The organism is Mucilaginibacter lappiensis (assembly GCF_050433765.1).
Lineage (GTDB): Bacteria > Bacteroidota > Bacteroidia > Sphingobacteriales > Sphingobacteriaceae > Mucilaginibacter > Mucilaginibacter lappiensis_A.
In genome coordinates this window covers 25,836-45,681 of sequence record NZ_JBNPWP010000013.1, presented here as the reverse complement: position 1 = coordinate 45,681, position 19,846 = coordinate 25,836, and the positions used below count along the sequence as shown (strand labels likewise).

Below are 19,846 nucleotides of genomic sequence, written 5' to 3'. Positions count from 1 at the left end.
TCACACATGAAGAAGATCATCTACCCTGCCATAGTCCTGTTTGCTGCGGCTGCTTTATTACCTGTTAAAACCTATGCACAGAATACCATATTTGATGGTAAAACCCTTAAAGGATGGAAGCGTCTTGCCGGTACTGCCGATTATAAGGTAGAAGATGGACAAATTGTAGGTACTACTGTTTTAAACTCAGGCAATTCGTTTTTAGTTACCGAAAAAGAGTATGGTGACTTTATACTGGAGCTTGATGCCAAAATTGAAAGTAACCTGAGTAACTCAGGGGTACAAACCCGCAGCCATTATGACCCCGCCGGTCATGAAGGGAACGGCAAGGTTTATGGCAGGCAATTTGAAATTGACCCGTCAGTTCGTAACTGGACCGGAGGTATTTATGACGAAGGCAGGCGCGACTGGCTTTATCCCCTGGATTTGAATGCCAAAGCAAAGGATGCTTTTAAAGTGGGCGTATTTAACCATATCAGGATTGAGTGTATTGGTAACGAAATGAAAACCTGGGTTAATGGCATCCCGGCTGCTGATGTAGTTGATACCATTGATCAAAAAGGTTTTATAGCCTTGCAGGTACATGCAGTAAGCAAGGAAGAACAGGCTGGCAAAAAAGTATATTTTAAGAATTTTAACCTGCAAACTACTAATTTAAAACCTAAACCTTTTCCAAAGGATGTGTACGTGGTAAACCTGCGTCCCAATAGCCTTACACCGGCTGAAAAGGCTGCCGGATGGAAATTATTATATGATGGTAAAACCAATACAGGCTGGCGCGGTGCAACGCTTAAAGCATTCCCAACCAAAGGATGGGAGTATGCGCAGGGCACTATGCATGTATTACCTTCGGTTGGTAAGGAAGAGTCTGGCGGCGGTGATATTGTTACCAACGACAATTACAGTGCTTTTGATCTTTCGTTCGAGTTTAAGCTTACACCCGGCGCAAATAGCGGGGTGAAATACTTTGTAACCCTGAAAGAAATTACAGATGGTTCGGCCATTGGCCTGGAGTACCAGGTGCTTGATGATAAGCTGCACCCTGACGCCAAACTCGGCCGCGACGGCGACCGTACACTGGCTTCGCTTTATGATTTAATTAAGGCAAACAAGCAGGAGCGCTTTGTTCACCCAATAGGTTCCTGGAATACAGGCAGAGTAGTGGTTTATCCTAATAACCACGTAGAGCATTACCTGAACGGCGTTAAAGTGCTGGAATATGACAGAGGCTCAAAAGCCTACCGCGACCTGGTAGCCATCAGTAAATACAAGGTTTGGAAAAACTTTGGTGAAGCACCTCAAGGCCACCTGTTATTGCAGGATCATGGCAATGAAGCATTTTTCAGGAATATAAAGGTTAAGAATTTGAAGTAAGAAGCCCCACCCAATCCTCCCCTAAAGGGGAGGACTTTAAAAATTAAATATTGTTTTTCAAGTCACCCCCTTTAGGGGGAGATTTAGAGGGGCTTACAACGAACTCCTCAGCGTAACATGAAACGGCACTGCAAAGTGCTCATAGCAGTTACTTAAAGCAAATTCGGCGGCTTTACTGCCCATCAACTTAAAATCGGTTGATATGGTGGTAATGCCGTCTAATATGATCTCTTTAAGCGCGGTTTCGTTATAGGAGATCACACCTACATCTTTGGCCACCTTCAGGTCAGATGCGATGATCTTTTTAATCAATTCAACAAGGTCATCCTCCATCAGGCTGATATAAACCGTTTGAGGCTGGATCACCTCTGTAGCTAAAGAATCAACTACAGCATATTCAAAAGCATATTGCCGGCAAAAATTCAGGAAGCCTTTCAAAATTTCTTTGGAGTGATAGGTTTTGCCCGGGAATACCAGCTTAATGGTATTGTATTTACTCAGTTTATCCAGCAGCTTTTTTAGTGCTTCATACACATCGAACGCGAAGTTTTCATAAATGGCGGCGAACTTACCGCTCACCCCCGGCACCAGGTTATCCAGCAAGATCAATTTATCCTTGGGGATAGTATTGATGATCTCATGCGCTTTGTTCTCATTATCCAAAAAATGGGGGATGATGATGTATTTGGCATAATCGCTTTGTGAGCTTTCGGCTATTATCTTTTTAAAAAAGTAAAAATCGTTGTTATAAATATAAAAATCGATAGTGGCCTGTTCGCCTATGGTGGCTACAAAAGCGTCATAAATTATCTTCTTGTGTGCGCTTAATTTGTTGAAAAGCAGGAATATTTTGAGCGGCTTCTGAAAATCGGTGTTCGAAATAAAAAAACCTTTGCCTGGTACCGAGCTCACTATCCCCTTATCCTTTAATTCTTTATAAACACGCTCAATAGTATTGCGCGAGGTGTCAAGTGCAAAGCTCAGATCATTGATGGATGGGAGCATATCATCCTTGATAATATCACCGCTTTCAATGGCTCTGATAATGGCATTGGATAATTGAAGGTATTTAGGGGTGATGGAATACTCGTCGATCGATAATATTTTAAGATAATTCTTCACACTTTATAATTGGGATAGCACAAATGTAATATTACATAATTGTATTTGTACCTTAAAAAGATAGTAGGGGATGGTATGAAAAATGTATATATTTATCTTGCTTTAACCAATTATATAACTTCGTTACAAGTAGTTACGGAAATCTTAAAATTTAAACTATTCCCCTATGGTATTAAACTTACTCAACCCAAAATTTACCCTTCTATTAGCCGCTTTTATTACACTTTTTACCAACAATGTAAAAGCGCAGGACCCTTACCAATCCTATCGGCAGGACTGGCTAAAGAAAGCTGAAGAAAACAAGCCTAAGCTTGTCGAAACGGAAAAACAACCCATTAGTATGGTAAAGCTGGAAAAAGACCCCACTGCTTTCCAGGGTTGGAAAGCTGTAAATACAGATAGTGTGGGTGCATTTTACAGCAAATCATTCAAAACCCAAAGTGGTGTAGTAGCCGATTTTGGCGAACATCTTACCGGGTATTTTACATTTACCATCCAATCATTAAAAGGTACGCCGGATGCACCGGTGAGGCTGAAATTTACCTTTGGCGAAGTGCCATCTGAATTAACGGTGCCATTTGATCCATATCCGGGCACTATAAGCCGGGCCTGGCTGCAAGACGAAACCGTTACTGTTACCGAAATGCCGGCCACTATTACCATACCACGCAGACTGGCTTGTCGGTATGTAAAGATAGAATTGCTCGGTGCTTCGCCCTATTTTGATTTTCATATCACCAATATGGAGTTTAAGGCTACAACTTCTGTAATGGCCAAGCCCCCGCTTTTAGCCCAGGGAACATCCCAGCTTATTGCCGATATTGACAGAATAGGGCTTACCACCTTAAAGGAGTGTATGCAAACCGTATATGAGGATGGCCCCAAACGAGATCGCAGGCTCTGGATAGGCGACCTATACCTTGAATCGTTGGCTAACCTGTATTCATATCAAAACAATAACCTTACAAAGCGTTGCTTTTACCTGCTGGCAGGATTGTCTGCTGATGATGGTGTACTTATCTCCAACGTATTTGAAACCCCCGAACCACATGCACAGGTTGGTAACAGGCTGCTGGATTATTGCTTTTTATATAATGTTGCACTGAAAGAATATGTAGCTGCTACTGATGATAAACAAACCGGACTTGACCTGTGGCCCGTGGCCAAAAAACAGCTGGACATGATCCGCAAATATGCCGGTAAAGATGGTATGATGGATTATATAAAAGCCGGAAAGGAGTGGTGGGTGTTTTTTGACTGGAAAGACGGCTTGGACAAACAAGCCAGTTTACAGGGTTTATCTATTTATACGCTTAATCAAACCTACGCGTTGGCCAAAATATTAGGTAAGGAAAATGAAGTATCGGATATCCCCGCATTAGCCAGAAAGCTGAAGAATGCGGCATATACAAATCTGTACGATAAAAAATCGGGTTTATTTGTAAGCGGGGTAAAAAAGCAAATATCCTATGGCTCACAGGCCTGGATGGTATTGAGTGGGGTGGCCTCCAAAACTGAGGGACAAACAGCGCTTAAGGCATTGCCATCTATAAAAGATGCCGTACATCCTGGCGCACCCTACATGTTCCATTACTATGTAGCTGCGCTGATAGAAAGCGGTCTGAAAGCAGAAGCCAAAGAAGCGCTGCAAACCTACTGGGGCGGTATGATCAAAAAGGGTGCTGATACCTTTTGGGAGGTTTATGATCCTAATGATGAGCTGAAATCGCCGTATAACTTCTATCCGGTTAACAGCTATTGTCATGCCTGGAGCTGTACACCGGTTTATTTTATCAGGAAATACCCGGAAATATTTCAGCGATAGACCGTTGATTTTGGTGATTACGTGGATTGCGTTGATTTTCTGAACCATGATTAAAGGATTTTAGGATTTTCTTGATCCCATTTTTTTATGTCATTCTGAGTGCAGCGAAGAATCTAATATTCGATATGCTTGTATACGAATAGATTCTTCGCTGCGCTCAGGATGACAAGTTGTTTGAAAAAATCAACGCAATCCACGTAATCACCAAAATCAACGGTCAATGTTCAGCAGCCTGCCCCGAATCTTTCTTCTTAAAACTGTAATATAAATACCCCAGTGCCGGAAGTATGAATAAACTACCGATGAGCAGGCCTATGCCCAGGTCATCAATAGTTTTGGTGGTTGCATGATCTGTAAGCAAAGACATGGAGCTGCCATCTTTAAATATCACAAAACGAGGGAAACGGGTGTGCCCAACTGCAATCAGGATCATGCTCACCTGAAAAGCGGCCAATACCCTGATCCACTGTTTGTTTTTTATATCTGAAATAATGAACCATAGTAATATCAGTGACAATGTAGCTGCAATAACAACTACTAAACTTATTGGGTTACCAAATATCCAGTTGGCCAAATGGACTTGTTCAAAGTTCGAAGCCAAAAACACAAGAGCTCCTAATATTACGGCGGCTATATTCATAGCCTTTGCTTTTTTTATAAAGCGTTTTATATCATACACCTCGGTACATTCGCCAATGAGATAAATGGCTGCAAGGAAACCACAAAGCGCCACAGTGAAAAGTCCAACAGCTACAGAGAACCAGTTGAGCCAGCTAAAAATATAAGCCCCCGCAAAGGTTTTAGCAGTAGGATCTATCTGGCCCGACAGGGCGCTGCCCGCTATAATGCCCAAAAACATAGGCGTAACAAAGCTCGAATAAACAAACATGTGGTTATAAAACCCCTGCGTTTTCTCATCCTTTATAGCATCATAATTACGAAACGCGAAAGCCGTTCCGCGGGCAATAATACCCATCAGCATGATCAATAAGGGGATATGCAGATAAATACACATCTCACTGTATATGGTTGGGAAACCTACAAACAAAATTACCACGGTAATAATAAGCCACATGTGGTTGGCTTCCCATATGGGCCCAATAGCCTGGTAACTGGTTTTACGGGTACGGTGTTTATTATCGGTTGATGTAAAAAGCTCAATGATACCCGCGCCAAAATCGGCCCCGCCTAACAGAAAATATAGGGTGATGGCAGCAAATAAAAACAGGATAACAACGTATAACATAATTTTATGGGTTAACGGTCGTACAATTCAGGCACCATTTGTATTTGCCTTTTTAGCAAGAAAATAACAAACACACTCAGTGTAAAATAAATAAAGGTGAACAGGTAAAAGGAATACTGTATGCCCGGCATGGGCGTAACGGCTTCGCTGGTGCGCATAACCCCCTGTATTATCCAGGGCTGGCGGCCAACTTCGGTAACTGTCCACCCGGCTTCCAGCGCTATAAAACCGGCAGGAGTAGCATAAATAAACATTTTCAGGAACCAACTCTTGTTAAACCAGCTTTTCTTTTTCCACAAGGCAATAAAATATAATATCCCGATCAACATCATCAGCATACCAAAACCAACCATGATCTGAAAAGCGTAATGAGTAACCGCGATAGGTGGCTGGTCCTTAACCGGTATCTGGTCTAACCCCTTTACTTCCTGTTTAAAATTATCATGCACCAGGAAACTCAGCAAACCGGGGACTTCAATGCCATAGTTTACTTTTTTAGCCGCAGTATCAGGTATACCCCCGATAACCAGTGGGGCATAAGTTTGCGTATGGAAATAAGCTTCCATTGCGGCTAATTTTGCAGGTTGCCTTTTGGCAGCGCCTTTGGCAGATATATCGCCGCTTAAAGGTTGTAAAATAGCTGCCGCAGCACCAAATATAATGGCGATTTTAAATGCCTTGCTGTGAAAATGCACATTACGTTTCCGGTAGATCATCAACGCATGGATCCCCGCTACAGCAAAACCCGTGGCCGAAAATGCCGCTATGGTCATGTGCAGCGACTCGGAGAACCAGGCCTCGTTAAACATGGCTTTTACCGGGTCGATGTTTAGATACTGGCCATTCACAAAATCAAAACCTGAAGGGCTGTTCATCCACGCATTGGCAGATACCACCAAAATGCCAGACGCTATACCACTTACACCCACTACAACACCCGTAACCCAGTGGAACCAGGTGTTAAGCTTGTTCCAGCCGTACAGGAAAAAGCCCAGGGCTATGGCTTCAATAAAGAAAGCTACACCTTCTAAGGAAAACGGCATCCCGAAAATAGGGCCGGCGTGTTTCATAAACCCAGGCCAAAGCAAACCCAGCTCAAATGATAGCATAGTGCCCGATACAGCACCTGTAGCGAAAAAGATAGCCACACCCTTACTCCAGGCTATAGTAATGTTTTTATAAACCGGGTCTTTGGTTTTTATCCATTTATAGTGGGAAATGGCCATAAAAACAGGCATAACCATGCCAATGCAGGAGTATATGATATGAAAACCTAATGATAAGGCCATTTGCGACCTTGCTGCAATAAAATCATCCATATTTTTGTATATAAATAATGGTTGAATTTAAGGCTTAATGTAACAAAATCGTTAAGATTTATTAATTGATATTGAATATAAAATATACTTTTTATACGTAACGTGTTGTATTAGTGGATAAAATTTATTAAAGATGGCTGGTTTAATAATCTTTTTGGAAACGCTTTGCAAGCTCAAAGCCATTAAATTCGGGATTGGTTGTTACCTCTCTTAAATATATTAAAGGCATCTGAAAGTTATCCATCTCCTCCTGTGTAATAAATTCTATTTCTGCTATCCATAATTCTTCAGATGAGTTTGTATATCTATCCAAACCAATAACCAAAGACCCCGCAGCTATCAGGTATCTGATTTTTTCTACTACAACACACTCAGAGTTATTTAACTGCAAGTATTCTTCCTGGTCCAAGTAAATGGTTGTGATTAGATGCTCTCCCGTAATATTTAGAGGTGTCTTTTTGGTTAGCTTATAGGTTGTTCCGTTGTCATCTGTAACCAGGCGGAATCTTATAGCAGTATTGAGCATGTAATGATCTGTAATATGTTTATGGGGCAAGCCACTAATATTAACATGATCGGGAGGTATCACGAATTTCCTTTCTCTTTCTACTAAAGCATATTTAGACATAAACTTGCAAATGCTATTAATTATCGATCTTTATATCTTTATAATACTGAGCCTTTTGTCCCAGCAGGGTCTCTCGCAGAGGCCCCTGTGAAAGCTTTTACTTAAAATCCTATTGTTTCCCATTCCTTGATGTTGATCCCCTGATGATCAACTCTGGTTTTATGCTGATGATCTTGGGTTTGGCTGTAGTATCGGTATTACCTATCTCCTGGAAAAACAAATTGGCAACCGTATTACCCATGTAAACGCTAAACTGGTCAATAGTAGTAATGGATGGACTGGTGATCTCAGAAAAAGCCTCGTTGGCATAGCCGCATACACCTAACTCCGCTGGTACTTTGATGCCCATAGCATTGGCAACTTCCAATACACCCAGCGCCGAAAAATCAGAAGTGGAGGCAAATATGGCATCAGGAGGCTGAGGCAGGTTTAATAGTTTGCGTGTACCCTCGGCGCCCAGTTCTTTGGTCCAGGCATTTTCAACAATCAATTCATCTATCACCGGGATATTATATAGCTGTAGTGCTTTCAAATAGCCCTCTTTCCGTTGTCTGAAAATATTAAGGTTTTGAGGGCCTTCCAGCAGAGCTATCCGTTTATAACCACCTTCAATTAAGTGCGACATCGCCTCAAAGGAGGCCTGTACATTATCATTGATTACCTTTAGGGTTTCCAGTTCTTCGGCAACACGGTCAAACTGGATCAGTTGGATGCCGTGATCTATTACATTTTGCAGGTGCTGGTAATCGTAACTATCGGCCGATACTGATATTACAATACAATCCACATGTTGGTTTATCAGTGTATTTACGCACTGGATCTCCTTATCATGATCCTCGCCCGATTGGCAAATGATCAGATTATAGCCCTTTTGATAGGTAGTTTCTTCGATGCCCGCAATTACGTTCGAAAAAAAGTTCTGATTAATACGCGGTACAACTACACCAATAGTTTTTGATTGCCCCTTTCGCAGGTTTGAAGCCAGTATATTACGTTTATAGTTTAGTTCATCGGCTGTTTTAATAATGAGCTCCTTTGTTTTTTCGTTCACCTGGCTGCTATTATTCAGCGCCCTTGATACGGAAGAAGCAGTTATGCCCAGTTTGGCAGCAATATCATAAATGGTGGTCCGTTTTACTTTCTTCATTATAAAGTGCAAGTTGGAAAAAATATTTTACGCAATCGATTGCAATTTCAAATATTTCTTTAATTTCGTCTCGTTAAGTTACCAAAAAATAAACGCACCATAGTATTCACGCAATAATCCCACAAAAAATATGCTGTTATTAGGCATTGATATAGGTACCTCGTCAGTTAAAGTTAGTGTTGTTGATGCAGCTACTCAACAAATAGTGGCATCGGCGCAATATCCCGACGAGGAATCGCCAATTAAAGCTTTACATCCGGGCTGGGCCGAGCAGTCGCCGCTAATGTGGTGGGAGCAGGCTCAAAAAGCACTGGAACTTTGTCACGCTAAAAAATTATACACCCCTGCCGATATTGCAGCCATTGGCATAGCCTACCAGATGCACGGTTTGGTTTTGGTTGATAAAGACCAGAATGTACTGCGCGATAGTATTATATGGTGTGATAGCCGCGCTGTTGAAATTGGTGATAAAGCTTTTGTCGCCATAGGCGAGGAGAATTGCTTGTCGCATCTGCTAAACTCTCCCGGAAACTTTACAGCATCAAAATTAGCTTGGGTTAAGGAGAACGAACCGGAAATTTACAGTAAGATAGATAAGATCATGCTGCCCGGTGATTTTATTGCCATGAAGCTTACAGGAGAGATCACTACCTCAGTTTCGGCATTATCCGAAGGGGTGTTCTTTGATTTTAAAACAAATGGCATTTCTAAAGAGATCATCAGCTATTTTGGGTTTGATGAAAGTTTGTTCCCGGTTATCAACCCCGTATTTTCGTCGCACGGTAACCTGCTGGCTTCTGTTGCCGAAAAATTGAAATTAAAAGCAGGCATCCCGGTAACCTACAAATCGGGCGATCAGCCAAACAACGCGCTTTCCTTAAATGTGCTTAATCCGGGCGAGGTTGCTGCTACTGCGGGTACTTCCGGGGTAATATATGGTGTGAGCGACCAGTTGGCTTATGACCAGGAATCGCGCATTAACACCTTTGCACATGTTAACTATACTGAACAACAAAAACGCCTGGGTGTACTTTTGTGCATTAATGGTACAGGCAGCTTGTACCGCTGGGCTAAATACAATTTTGGGACAGGGCTAAGTTATACACAGTTAAACAACGAGGCTAAGAAAGCACCATTAGGCAGCGATGGCTTGCAGGTATTACCATTTGGTAACGGTGCCGAGCGTATGCTTAACAACAAACAGGTAGGCGCCCATTTTCAAAACATCGACCTGAACTTGCATACACAAGCCCATATTTTTAGGGCTGTGCAGGAGGGCATTGCCAGCGCTTTCCGTTACGGGCTGGATATTATGCGGGGCAACGGCATGAACCCGACAGTGATCCGCGCCGGAAAAAGCAACCTGTTTTTAAGCGAACTATTTACCGAAGCCTTTGTAAACGCCACAGGTGTGCCTGTTGAACTTTATAATAATGATGGCAGCGTAGGAGCAGCATTAGGTGCTGGTATTGGCGCAGGGATATTTGCATCGCCGGCCGAAGCATTCAGCAACACTAAAGCCATTCAATTAATTGAACCATCAACCCAACAATTTGAACCTGTTTACCAGGAATGGAAGGAGCTTTTAGAAGAGAGGTTAAAGGCAAAAGGTTAAAGGCGAAAGATAAAAAAATCAATAATTCATTAATCGATAACTAAAACAATTCATTAATTCAATAACTCAACAATTAAAAATATGAGCATCGTAACCGGAGAAAAGGAATTTTTTAAAGAAATAGGTCAGGTCAAATATGAAGGACCGCAGTCTGATAATCCACTGGCATTTAGGTGGTATGACGCGGATAGGGTAGTGGCCGGCAAAACCATGAAAGATCATTTACGCTTTGCCTGTGCTTACTGGCACTCGTTCTGCGGTAATGGTGCAGATCCATTTGGCGGACCTACTCACGTATTTGCATGGGATGAAAAGACAGATGCGGTTGAACGTGCCAAAGATAAAATGGATGCCGCGTTTGAGTTCATCACCAAAATGAACCTGCCATACTATTGTTTTCATGATGTGGATGTGGTTGATTATGGCAACGATGTAAACGAGAACGACAGGCGTTTACAGGCCCTGGTTGATTATGCCAAACAAAAACAAGCTGCGAGTGGTGTTAAGTTGCTTTGGGGTACGTCGAACCTGTTCAGCCACAAAAGGTATATGAACGGCGCGTCAACCAATCCCGATTTTCATGTTTTGGCCCATGCAGGTGCGCAGGTTAAGGCAGCTATTGATGCAACTATTGCTTTAGGCGGCGAGAACTATGTATTCTGGGGCGGTCGCGAAGGTTACATGAGCTTGCTTAACACGGATATGAAACGTGAGCAGGAACATTTCGCGAAGTTTTTACATACAGCTAAAGATTATGCCCGCAAGCAAGGCTTTAAAGGTAATTTCTTTATCGAACCAAAACCTTGTGAGCCTACTAAACATCAATATGATTATGACGCGGCTACCGTATTGGGCTTTTTGCAGAAATATGACCTATTGAATGATTTTAAACTGAACCTGGAAGTTAACCACGCTACACTGGCCGGTCACACTTTTCAGCATGAACTGCAGGTAGCGGTTGATTCGGGTTTATTAGGGTCTATAGATGCCAACCGTGGCGATGTGCAAAACGGCTGGGATACCGATCAGTTCCCGAATGATATTAATGAGATCACCGAATCGATGCTGATCATTTTAGAAGCAGGCGGTTTCCAGGGTGGCGGTATTAATTTTGACGCTAAAATACGCCGTAACTCAACCGATCCGGCCGATCTTTTCTATGCCCACATTGGTGGTATGGATATTTTTGCCCGTGCTTTGGTAACGGCTGATAACATCCTGCAAAAATCAGAATACAAAAAAATACGTGCAGACAGGTATGCTTCATTTGACTCAGGTTCTGGTAACGATTTTGAAACAGGTAAGCTTTCGTTAGAAGATTTACGTAACTATGCAATAGCTAATGGCGAGCCTAAAGCCATAAGTGGTAAACAAGAATATTTAGAAAATTTGATAAATCGCTATATATAGTTTATAATTGTCAATCTAACATATTAAACCAACAGAACCAAAACAATGAACCTGAAAACCCTCTCGTATGGCGATTATGCTGTATTTTTGATCTACTTTGTATTAGTTTCCAGCTATGGCTGGTGGGTATATAAGCGTAAACACAACGCTGATGCCACCTCAAAAGACTACTTTTTGGCCGAAGGGTCACTAACCTGGTGGGCTATCGGTGCATCATTGATCGCTTCAAATATATCAGCCGAACAGTTTATCGGAACCAGCGGATCTGCATTCAAGATGGGTTTGGCCATTTCAACATACGAGTGGATGGCAGCTATTACACTGATCATTGTAGCGGTGTTTTTTATACCGGTGTATCTTAAAAACAAGATATTCACCATGCCGCAATTCCTGCACCAGCGATATAATGGTACAGTAGCTATGATCATGGCCATATTCTGGCTGTTACTATACATTGTGGTTAACTTAATGTCCATATTATATCTCGGCGCGTTGGCTATCAGCGGTATATCCGGTTTGGATATTCACCTGTGTATCTGGTTGCTGGCTATATTCTCCATAGTAATTACACTGGGTGGGATGAAGGTTATTGGTTACACTGATGTTATACAAGTGGCTGTGCTTATACTGGGTGGTTTAATGGCTACATACCTTGCATTAACGCTTTTAAGTGAAAAAGAAGGAACCACGGGTTTATTGAATGGATTTAAAATATTGCATTCAGAGGCTACTGATCATTTCCATATGATCTTTAAGAAAGACAATCCTAACTATATGGATCTGCCGGGTTTAACTGTACTTATTGGCGGTATGTGGATCACTAACCTTAACTATTGGGGCTGTAACCAGTACATTACGCAAAGGGCTTTGGGTGCAAACCTTAAAACTGCACGTGGCGGTATCCTGTTCGCGGCTTTCCTTAAATTGCTGATGCCCGTTATTGTAGTATTACCAGGTATAGCGGCATATTTACTATACCAAAAGGGTATGTTTCACCAGGAAATGATGAGTTCATCGGGCGTTTTGGATCCTAATAAGGCATATCCATCATTGTTAAACTTATTACCGTCGGGCTTAAAAGGACTTTCATTTGCTGCTTTAACAGCTGCAATTGTTGCCTCGTTAGCAGGTAAAGCAAACAGTATAGCAACCATATTTACACTTGATATCTACAAAAAAGCCATTAATCCCGGAGCTACAGATAAAAAGCTGGTTACTTTAGGTAAATGGTCTGTAGTGGTTGCCATGGTATTAGGTATAATTTTGTCAGAATTGATAGGTAAAACACTAATGGGCGAAGGTAAGCAGGGCTTCCAGTACATACAGGAGTATACAGGCTTCGTATCTCCGGGTATTTTTGCCATGTTTATCCTCGGTTTCTTCTGGAAAAAAGCAACCTCAAACGCGGCATTGTTTGCAACTGTGGGCGGGTTTATATTCTCCTGTTTCTTTAAACTGTTACCGCGCTTTGCCGATCTGAGTTTCTTGTCGCCTTATGGTTTTTCAAAACTTGCATTGCAGGACGACAAAGTTACCCAGCTATACGAAATACCATTCCTTGACCGCATGGGTTTTGTATTCATCATTTGCGTTGTTGGTATGTATATCATTTCAAAAATTGATGAAGCGAGGGGTATTACAACCAATGGTTTAGAGATAGATGCATCCATGTTTAAAACATCACGTGCATTTACTGCCGGCGCGCTGATTGTTACCGGTATAGTAGTTGCGCTTTATTCTATCTTCTGGTAGCAGATACGCACAACTAAATATAAAAGAGGGCGATAGATCTGGTGATATGTCGCCCTCTTTTTTTAATCAAACTATATCAATTGCTAAAACGTTATTCAATTTAATAATACCCCTTAATGGTATTTGGCATTTTAACCCGTATCCGCAAACGTTTGCGTTGATTGTTTTTTAATATCGCTTTAAACTTGTGCGAATGATGTGTAATTTGCCGGTCAACAACAAACCTATTATACTACGATACCATAATCATGGTGAATAATTTAGAACAAACATTTCGCTGGTTTGGGCCTACCGATCCGGTTACACTTACAGCCATCAGGCAAACTGGGGCTACTGGCATTGTTACATCGCTTTATCACATCCCCAGCGGGGAAGTGTGGCCTTTGGACGAGATCATCGAACGTAAAAAAATGATTGAAGCTGCCGGACTTACATGGTCGGTTGTGGAGAGCGTTAATATTCACGAAAGCATAAAAACAGCTTCGGCCGGTAGAGACAAATACATCGAGAACTACGTTAGCACCCTTAAAAACCTATCAGCAGCAGGTATACATATTGTATGCTATAATTTTATGCCCGTGCTTGACTGGACGCGGACCGATCTGGATTTTCTGTTGCCTAATAAAGGAACCGCGTTAAGATATGATGCAAACGCCCTGGCTGCATTTGATCTTTACATATTGGAGCGTGAAGGCGCTGATAATGATTTCACAGCGAAGCAACAACAAGCTGCCAAAAATTACCTCGACAAGATCAGCACTGATGAAAAAGAGCAGCTGATCAATAACCTGATGGCCGGCTTGCCCGGAACCAACAAAGTATTAACTATTGCTGAATTTAATGAGCATTTAAAACGATATGCCAACACCGATGCGGTTGCTTTAAAGAACAACCTTGGTTATTTTCTGAAGGGTATTATTCCGGGTGCAGAAGCAGCCGGTGTAAAAATGTGTATTCACCCTGATGATCCGCCGTTTCCTATACTGGGTTTGCCGCGGGTAGTATCGACCGAGCAGGATTTGGTTGATGTGGTTAATTTTAGTCCATCGCCAAGTAATGGTTTAACCTTTTGTACCGGTTCATTAGGAGCAAGGGCTGACAACGACCTGCCCGGCATGGTGGAGAGGTTAGGAGAGCATATTCATTTTCTGCATTTGCGTAATGTACAGCGTGAACCTGACGGCAGCTTTTATGAGGCCGAGCATTTAAATGGTAGTACTGATATGTACGCGGTGATGAAAAACATTATTCTTGAGCAGCAAAAACGCCAGCAAAACGGTCGCGAAGATATAGCTATACCCATGCGCCCGGATCATGGTCATAAACTGCTCGACGATTTTAAGTATAAAACATACCACGGATATTCGGCTATTGGAAGGCTAAAAGGCCTTGCCGAACTAAGGGGCCTGGAAATGGGCGTTAAACGCTCCTTATTTGATAAAGCATAACAGCCTTACCCTGCCCTCTCCAAAGGAGAGGGTTCAAAAAGTGAAGTTAAAGTTCTCTCCTTTGGAGAGGATTAGGTGAGGCTAACACATAATTTAAAAATTTAAAAGGCAGTTTACTGCTTATCATACTAATGAAGAATTTTTTAGATCAGGATTTTTTACTCAATACCAAAACAGCACAACGCCTGTACCACGAGTATGCCAGCGAATTACCTATTATTGACTACCACTGCCATTTGCCGCCTGATCAGATAGCCGAAGATGTTAAGTTTGAGAACCTAACGCGTATATGGCTATATGGTGATCATTATAAATGGCGGGCCATGCGTGCCAATGGTGTTAATGAGGAATATATCACCGGGAATAAAACCGACCAGGAAAAATTTGAAAAATGGGCCGCTACCGTACCCTACACACTGCGTAACCCACTTTATCATTGGACTCACCTGGAGTTGCAACGCTATTTTGGTATTAATGAACTGCTTTCGCCGGCAACCGCGCAGAAAATATATGCGGACTGTAACGCTAAGCTGCAAACACCTGAATTTAGTGTAAGGGGTATCCTCAAAAGTAAAAATGTAGAGGTGGTTTGTACTACTGATGATCCGCTGGATAATTTAGCTTATCATCAGCAGATTAAACAGGATGGCTTCAGTGTAAAGGTATTACCAGCTTTTAGGCCCGATAAAGCCATGAATGCTGATGATCTTAATGCACTAAACACTTACATTGATCAGTTGGAAGTGGTTGCTAATGTATCTGTATCAAACTTTGACGATTATTTAAAAGCGTTAAAAGCCCGTCATGATTATTTCGCCGCAAATGGCTGCCAATTGTCTGATCATGGCCTGGAGCAAATTTATGCCGAGGATTATACCGACAGTGAGATAGCGGCTATTTTCTTAAAAATAAGAAATAAGCAAGCTTTGTTGCCTCTGGAAATATTAAAGTTCAAATCGGCTATGTTGGTGCATTTCGCGCTTTGGGATCATGAAAAAGGCTGGGTGCAGCAATTTCACCTCGGCGCATTGCGCAACAACAATACCCGTGGGTTAACAAATTCCGGTCCGGATACAGGCTGGGATTCTATTGGAGATTTTAAACAGGGTGTTGCTTTGTCTAAATTCTTAAATAGGCTTGATCTGGATAATCAACTGGCAAAAACTATCCTCTATAACTTAAATCCGGCAGATAACGAGCTGATGGCTTCTATGACTGGTAATTTTAATGATGGTTCAGTAGCAGGTAAAGTTCAGTTTGGTTCGGCCTGGTGGTTTTTGGATCAAAAAGACGGGATGACCAAACAGTTAAACGCGCTATCGAATATTGGTCTCATCAGCCGTATGGTAGGGATGCTTACCGATTCGCGCAGCTTTTTATCGTTCCCGAGGCATGAGTATTTCCGCAGACTGGTTTGTAACCTGTTTGCCGAGGATATAGAGAACGGCGAATTGCCTAATGATTTAGAGTGGACCGGCAAGATCATTCAGGATATTTGCTATTATAACGCTAAGAATTACTTTAATTTTGATAAGCAGTAATGAGTAACCCTTTTGAAAACGGATCACCAAAGGGCAGTGTACTTTCATTTGGCGAATTGCTGCTCAGGATTTGCCCTGATGCTGGCGGACAATGGTTAGTTGATAACCAACTTTCATTTTTTGTAGGCGGCGCCGAATTAAATGTAGCTACAGCCTTAGCCTTATGGGGACTGCCATCAGCTTATTTTACGGCCTTGCCGGATAATGCCATGTCGGCACAGATCCTTGATTACCTGCAGGATAAAAAAGTGGATACTACGCCCGTTTTTATGCATGGCGATAGGATAGGGTTATACTATTTAACCCGTGGTAAAGACATCAAGAATAACGCACTGATATATGACCGGGCCCACTCTGCCTTTGCAGCCTTAAAACCTGGGCAGGTTGATTGGGATAAGGTGCTTGATGGTGTAAGCTGGTTTCACTTTAGCGCTATATGCCCGGCCATCAGTCAAAATGTAGCCAACGTTTGTGCGGAAGTACTGGAAGCGGCATCTGCCAAAAATATTACCATATCGGTTGATCTGAATTATCGGGCCAGGCTTTGGCAATACGGCAAACAGCCGATTGATGTGATGCCGCAATTGGTAAAATATGCAGACCTGATCATGGGCAACATTTGGGCTGCCGAAAGGATGCTGGGCATACCCGTAGAACCAAATGTTACAGAATCAGGGCAAAAAAGCATCTACTTAAAAGAGGCTTTATTTTCATCAGAAAGTATCATCAGCCAGTATCCTAAATGTAAAGCGGTAGCCAATACCTTCCGTTTTGATGCCGGCGAGGGTATTAATTATTATACTGCACTGTACGATGGCGATCTATTGCATAGTTCAAAACAGTACGATACAGATAAAGTGATAGACAAAGTTGGCAGCGGCGACTGTTTTATGGCAGGGCTGATCTATGGTTTTTACAATAACCTTGATCCGCTGCAAACGCTGGAATTTGCAACCTCGGCAGCTTACCAGAAATTATTTATAGAAGGCGATGCAACTACTAAAACGGTTGAGGAAATTACAAAAGCGATAATATCATGAGCAAAAAAGATACAGTACTTGATGCCATATTAACCCAGGGATCGTTACCACTCTTCTTTTATGAAGATGCAGAGGTGAGCCTGGAAATAACACGTACGCTATACAAAGCAGGCATCCGGGTTTTTGAATATACTAACAGGGGCGCAGCCGCTCTTGCCAATTTTATAGTGTTAAAAAAGGCTCAGCAAGAAGAAATGCCGGGTCTGCATTTGGGTATAGGTACAATAAAAACAGCTGCAGAAGCCGCCGCTTTCATTGCTGCAGGTGCAGATTTTATTGTAGCCCCTACCATAAACCCCGAAGTTGGGGCCGTGGCCAAACAGCACGACTTACTATGGATCCCCGGTTGTATGACCCCAACCGAAATTAGTATTGCACAACAGCATGGTGCGGCTTTGATAAAATTATTCCCGGCTAACATTTTAGGACCTGAATTTATGTCGTCGATAAGGGAGTTGTTTGGTGGGCAATTGTTTATACCAACTGGTGGGGTCGAACTTAACATCGACAGTATCAGCACCTGGTTTAGGGCAGGGGTTTGCGCGGTGGGGATGGGCAGCAAGCTGATCAGCAAAAAGGTATTGGACAATCGTTTATATGAGCAGTTATATTCAGATACCATTAAACTAATGGAAATGGTGCAAACCAGTAAATAACCAATTAAAAACCAATTATAATGAAAGAAACCAAAGTTGGAAACTACAGATGGGTAGTAGTTACACTTCTATTTTTTGCCACTACCATAAACTATCTTGACAGACAGGTTATAGGTTTATTAAAACCTGTGTTGGAAGTTCAGTTTAAATGGACCGAAACTGACTACGGTTATATTGTAATGGCATTTGCTACAGCCTACGCTTTAGGACTATTGGCCTTTGGTAGCTTTATTGATAAAATAGGCACCAAATTAGGTTATACCATATCATTAATTGTATGGAGCGTAGCGGCTATGCTTCATGCCATTGTTAAAAGTACCCTGGGTTTTGGAATAGTTAGGGCTGCTTTGGGATTAGGCGAATCAGGTAATTTTCCGGCTGCTATAAAGGTAGTGGCCGAGTGGTTCCCTAAAAAGGAGCGGGCGCTGGCTACCGGGATATTTAACTCCGGAGCTAATATTGGAGCAGTAGTCGCTCCGGTAATGGTGCCCTGGATATTAGGTATTTATGGATGGGAGATGGCCTTTTTAATTACCGGGGCCATCGGTTTTGTATGGCTTATATTTTGGTGGATATTTTATGAAATACCTTCAAAACACAAAAAAATAACACCCGAGGAATTTGCATTCATTCATAGTGATGTGGAGCTTTCGGTTGTACCAGAAGAAGAAAGCAAAATAAAATGGGTGCAGTTATTCGGTATCAGGCAAACCTGGACATTTGTTATTGGTAAATTTTTAACAGATCCAATATGGTGGTTTTTCCTGTTCTGGTTACCTTCTTATTTTTCAAGTACATTTCATCTTGATCTCACCAAACCAAGTTTGCCTTTGATCATAGTTTATACGGCTACATCCATTGGGAGTATTGGAGGTGGATATTTATCATCATACTTCATTAAAAAGGGATGGCCGGTGTTTAAAGCCCGTAAAACTGCCATGTTTATATTTGCTTTATGCGTAATACCTATAGTAACAGCAAAGTATGCAACTAATATTTGGCAGGCAGTGGCTCTGATCAGTTTAGCGGCAGCAGCCCACCAGGCCTGGAGTGCTAATATTTTTACTACCGCATCAGATATGTTCCCTAAAAGAGCGCTTAGTTCGGTTGTAGGTATAGGTGGTATGGCCGGTTCAGTAGGTGGTATATTATTCCCTTTTTTAGTAGGGCATATATTGGAATTTTATAAAGAAAGCGGGCACCTGATAACAGGCTACAATATTATTTTCCTGATATGCGGTTGTGCTTATTTGCTGGCATGGTTTATCATGCACCTGCTTTCGCCTAAAATGAAACCTGTTAATTTATAATTAGGTCATAAGTTACAAAACAAAGCGACCAGCATATTAGAATATGCTGGTCGCTTTGTTTTGAGCATTTTTATTAAATAATTAAACTTGATCAACTTTTTTATTTGGCAGCTACCTGCTCTGCCAACTCATCAATCCAGCTTGACAAATAAGGTTCAGTACCGGTTAGCCTGATCCATTGACCGTCAGCATCTTTAGCTATGATCAGGTGCAGTGTTCCATCAGTTGACTTAAATTCAAACGCATTGTTAAAATTGGGATAGGCTATTGCTTGGGCGGTGCCGTCAATCTCACTATCGGTACCGGTAAGTTTGGCATTAAATTGTTCTTCCATTGTGTATACTTTAATTATCTAACACGTTTATATGCATTTGTGTTTTACTTGTTAACCCAGATGCGTATGACGCAGGTGC

16 protein-coding genes are annotated in these 19,846 nt (G+C 42.0%); 10 read left to right on the top strand and 6 right to left on the bottom strand.

The genetic code is table 11. The features are described from left to right. Positions 1-6 precede the first annotated feature (6 nt). On the top strand, positions 7-1,374 hold the full coding sequence (locus tag M2273_RS27790) for a 3-keto-disaccharide hydrolase (RefSeq protein WP_429401127.1): 1,368 nt from the start codon (positions 7-9) through the stop codon (positions 1,372-1,374). Positions 1,375-1,467: 93 nt separating this feature from the next. Here M2273_RS27790 and M2273_RS27785 read toward each other — a convergent pair whose 3' ends face one another. Beyond that, positions 1,468-2,496: a GntR family transcriptional regulator gene (locus M2273_RS27785; protein ID WP_429401125.1), complete on the bottom strand. Its 1,029-nt coding sequence runs from the start codon at positions 2,494-2,496 to the stop codon at positions 1,468-1,470. A gap of 166 nt (positions 2,497-2,662) precedes the next feature. On the opposite strand from M2273_RS27785, the gene M2273_RS27780 reads away from it, so the two are divergent. Continuing rightward, complete coding sequence (locus M2273_RS27780) at positions 2,663-4,321, top strand: glycoside hydrolase (RefSeq protein ID WP_429401123.1); 1,659 nt, start codon at positions 2,663-2,665, stop codon at positions 4,319-4,321. 217 nt (positions 4,322-4,538) lie between these two features. Here M2273_RS27780 and M2273_RS27775 read toward each other — a convergent pair whose 3' ends face one another. The 4 genes from M2273_RS27775 to M2273_RS27760 form a co-directional block, all read right to left on the bottom strand. Continuing rightward, complete coding sequence (locus M2273_RS27775; protein WP_429401121.1) at positions 4,539-5,567, bottom strand: cytochrome d ubiquinol oxidase subunit II; 1,029 nt, start codon at positions 5,565-5,567, stop codon at positions 4,539-4,541. Between the two features lie 11 nt (positions 5,568-5,578). Then, positions 5,579-6,886: a cytochrome ubiquinol oxidase subunit I gene (locus tag M2273_RS27770; RefSeq protein WP_429401119.1), complete on the bottom strand. Its 1,308-nt coding sequence runs from the start codon at positions 6,884-6,886 to the stop codon at positions 5,579-5,581. A 142-nt stretch (positions 6,887-7,028) separates the two neighbouring features. Beyond that, positions 7,029-7,514, bottom strand: a complete 486-nt coding sequence (locus tag M2273_RS27765; RefSeq protein ID WP_429401117.1) for a hypothetical protein — start codon at positions 7,512-7,514, stop codon at positions 7,029-7,031. Positions 7,515-7,623: 109 nt separating this feature from the next. Beyond that, a complete protein-coding gene (locus tag M2273_RS27760) occupies positions 7,624-8,661 on the bottom strand; it encodes a LacI family DNA-binding transcriptional regulator (RefSeq protein ID WP_429401115.1) in 1,038 nt (345 codons plus the stop codon). 130 nt (positions 8,662-8,791) lie between these two features. On the opposite strand from M2273_RS27760, the gene M2273_RS27755 reads away from it, so the two are divergent. The 8 genes from M2273_RS27755 to M2273_RS27720 all read left to right on the top strand — a co-directional run bounded on the left by M2273_RS27755 (position 8,792) and on the right by M2273_RS27720 (position 19,433). After that, positions 8,792-10,276: a xylulokinase gene (locus tag M2273_RS27755; RefSeq protein WP_429401113.1), complete on the top strand. Its 1,485-nt coding sequence runs from the start codon at positions 8,792-8,794 to the stop codon at positions 10,274-10,276. Positions 10,277-10,357: 81 nt separating this feature from the next. Beyond that, entirely contained in the window at positions 10,358-11,686 is a 1,329-nt protein-coding gene (gene xylA / locus M2273_RS27750; protein WP_429401111.1) for a xylose isomerase, read from the top strand. Positions 11,687-11,737: 51 nt separating this feature from the next. Then, positions 11,738-13,438 (top strand): sodium/sugar symporter, encoded by a 1,701-nt coding sequence (locus M2273_RS27745; protein WP_429401399.1) that lies wholly within the window; start codon positions 11,738-11,740, stop codon positions 13,436-13,438. Between the two features lie 248 nt (positions 13,439-13,686). Then, the gene (uxuA, locus tag M2273_RS27740; protein ID WP_429401109.1) at positions 13,687-14,886 is read left to right on the top strand and encodes a mannonate dehydratase; all 1,200 of its coding nucleotides are present in this window, start codon (positions 13,687-13,689) and stop codon (positions 14,884-14,886) included. A 131-nt stretch (positions 14,887-15,017) separates the two neighbouring features. After that, positions 15,018-16,427 carry a glucuronate isomerase gene (uxaC, locus tag M2273_RS27735; protein ID WP_429401107.1) on the top strand — a complete coding sequence of 470 codons (1,410 nt, stop codon included), beginning with the start codon at positions 15,018-15,020 and terminating at the stop codon, positions 16,425-16,427. Continuing rightward, positions 16,427-17,467: a PfkB family carbohydrate kinase gene (locus tag M2273_RS27730; protein WP_429401105.1), complete on the top strand. Its 1,041-nt coding sequence runs from the start codon at positions 16,427-16,429 to the stop codon at positions 17,465-17,467. The genes uxaC and M2273_RS27730 overlap by 1 nt, the downstream gene beginning before the upstream one ends. Then, entirely contained in the window at positions 17,464-18,123 is a 660-nt protein-coding gene (locus M2273_RS27725) for a bifunctional 4-hydroxy-2-oxoglutarate aldolase/2-dehydro-3-deoxy-phosphogluconate aldolase (RefSeq protein ID WP_429401104.1), read from the top strand. Before M2273_RS27730 ends, M2273_RS27725 begins: the two co-directional genes overlap by 4 nt. Before the next feature lie 20 nt (positions 18,124-18,143). Next, on the top strand, positions 18,144-19,433 hold the full coding sequence (locus M2273_RS27720) for an MFS transporter (protein WP_429401102.1): 1,290 nt from the start codon (positions 18,144-18,146) through the stop codon (positions 19,431-19,433). A gap of 100 nt (positions 19,434-19,533) precedes the next feature. Here M2273_RS27720 and M2273_RS27715 read toward each other — a convergent pair whose 3' ends face one another. After that, on the bottom strand, positions 19,534-19,767 hold the full coding sequence (locus M2273_RS27715) for a hypothetical protein (RefSeq protein WP_429401100.1): 234 nt from the start codon (positions 19,765-19,767) through the stop codon (positions 19,534-19,536). Between the last annotated feature and the right edge of the window lie 79 nt (positions 19,768-19,846).

Coding starts and splice junctions, on each gene's coding strand:
- M2273_RS27790 (WP_429401127.1), top strand. CDS start 7: ATGAAGAAGATCATCTACCCTGCCATAGTCCTGTTTGCTGCGGCTGCT.
- M2273_RS27780 (WP_429401123.1), top strand. CDS start 2,663: ATGGTATTAAACTTACTCAACCCAAAATTTACCCTTCTATTAGCCGCT.
- M2273_RS27775 (WP_429401121.1), bottom strand. CDS start 5,567: ATGTTATACGTTGTTATCCTGTTTTTATTTGCTGCCATCACCCTATAT.
- M2273_RS27770 (WP_429401119.1), bottom strand. CDS start 6,886: ATGGATGATTTTATTGCAGCAAGGTCGCAAATGGCCTTATCATTAGGT.
- M2273_RS27765 (WP_429401117.1), bottom strand. CDS start 7,514: ATGTCTAAATATGCTTTAGTAGAAAGAGAAAGGAAATTCGTGATACCT.
- M2273_RS27760 (WP_429401115.1), bottom strand. CDS start 8,661: ATGAAGAAAGTAAAACGGACCACCATTTATGATATTGCTGCCAAACTG.
- M2273_RS27755 (WP_429401113.1), top strand. CDS start 8,792: ATGCTGTTATTAGGCATTGATATAGGTACCTCGTCAGTTAAAGTTAGT.
- xylA (WP_429401111.1), top strand. CDS start 10,358: ATGAGCATCGTAACCGGAGAAAAGGAATTTTTTAAAGAAATAGGTCAG.
- uxuA (WP_429401109.1), top strand. CDS start 13,687: ATGGTGAATAATTTAGAACAAACATTTCGCTGGTTTGGGCCTACCGAT.
- uxaC (WP_429401107.1), top strand. CDS start 15,018: ATGAAGAATTTTTTAGATCAGGATTTTTTACTCAATACCAAAACAGCA.
- M2273_RS27730 (WP_429401105.1), top strand. CDS start 16,427: ATGAGTAACCCTTTTGAAAACGGATCACCAAAGGGCAGTGTACTTTCA.
- M2273_RS27725 (WP_429401104.1), top strand. CDS start 17,464: ATGAGCAAAAAAGATACAGTACTTGATGCCATATTAACCCAGGGATCG.
- M2273_RS27720 (WP_429401102.1), top strand. CDS start 18,144: ATGAAAGAAACCAAAGTTGGAAACTACAGATGGGTAGTAGTTACACTT.
- M2273_RS27715 (WP_429401100.1), bottom strand. CDS start 19,767: ATGGAAGAACAATTTAATGCCAAACTTACCGGTACCGATAGTGAGATT.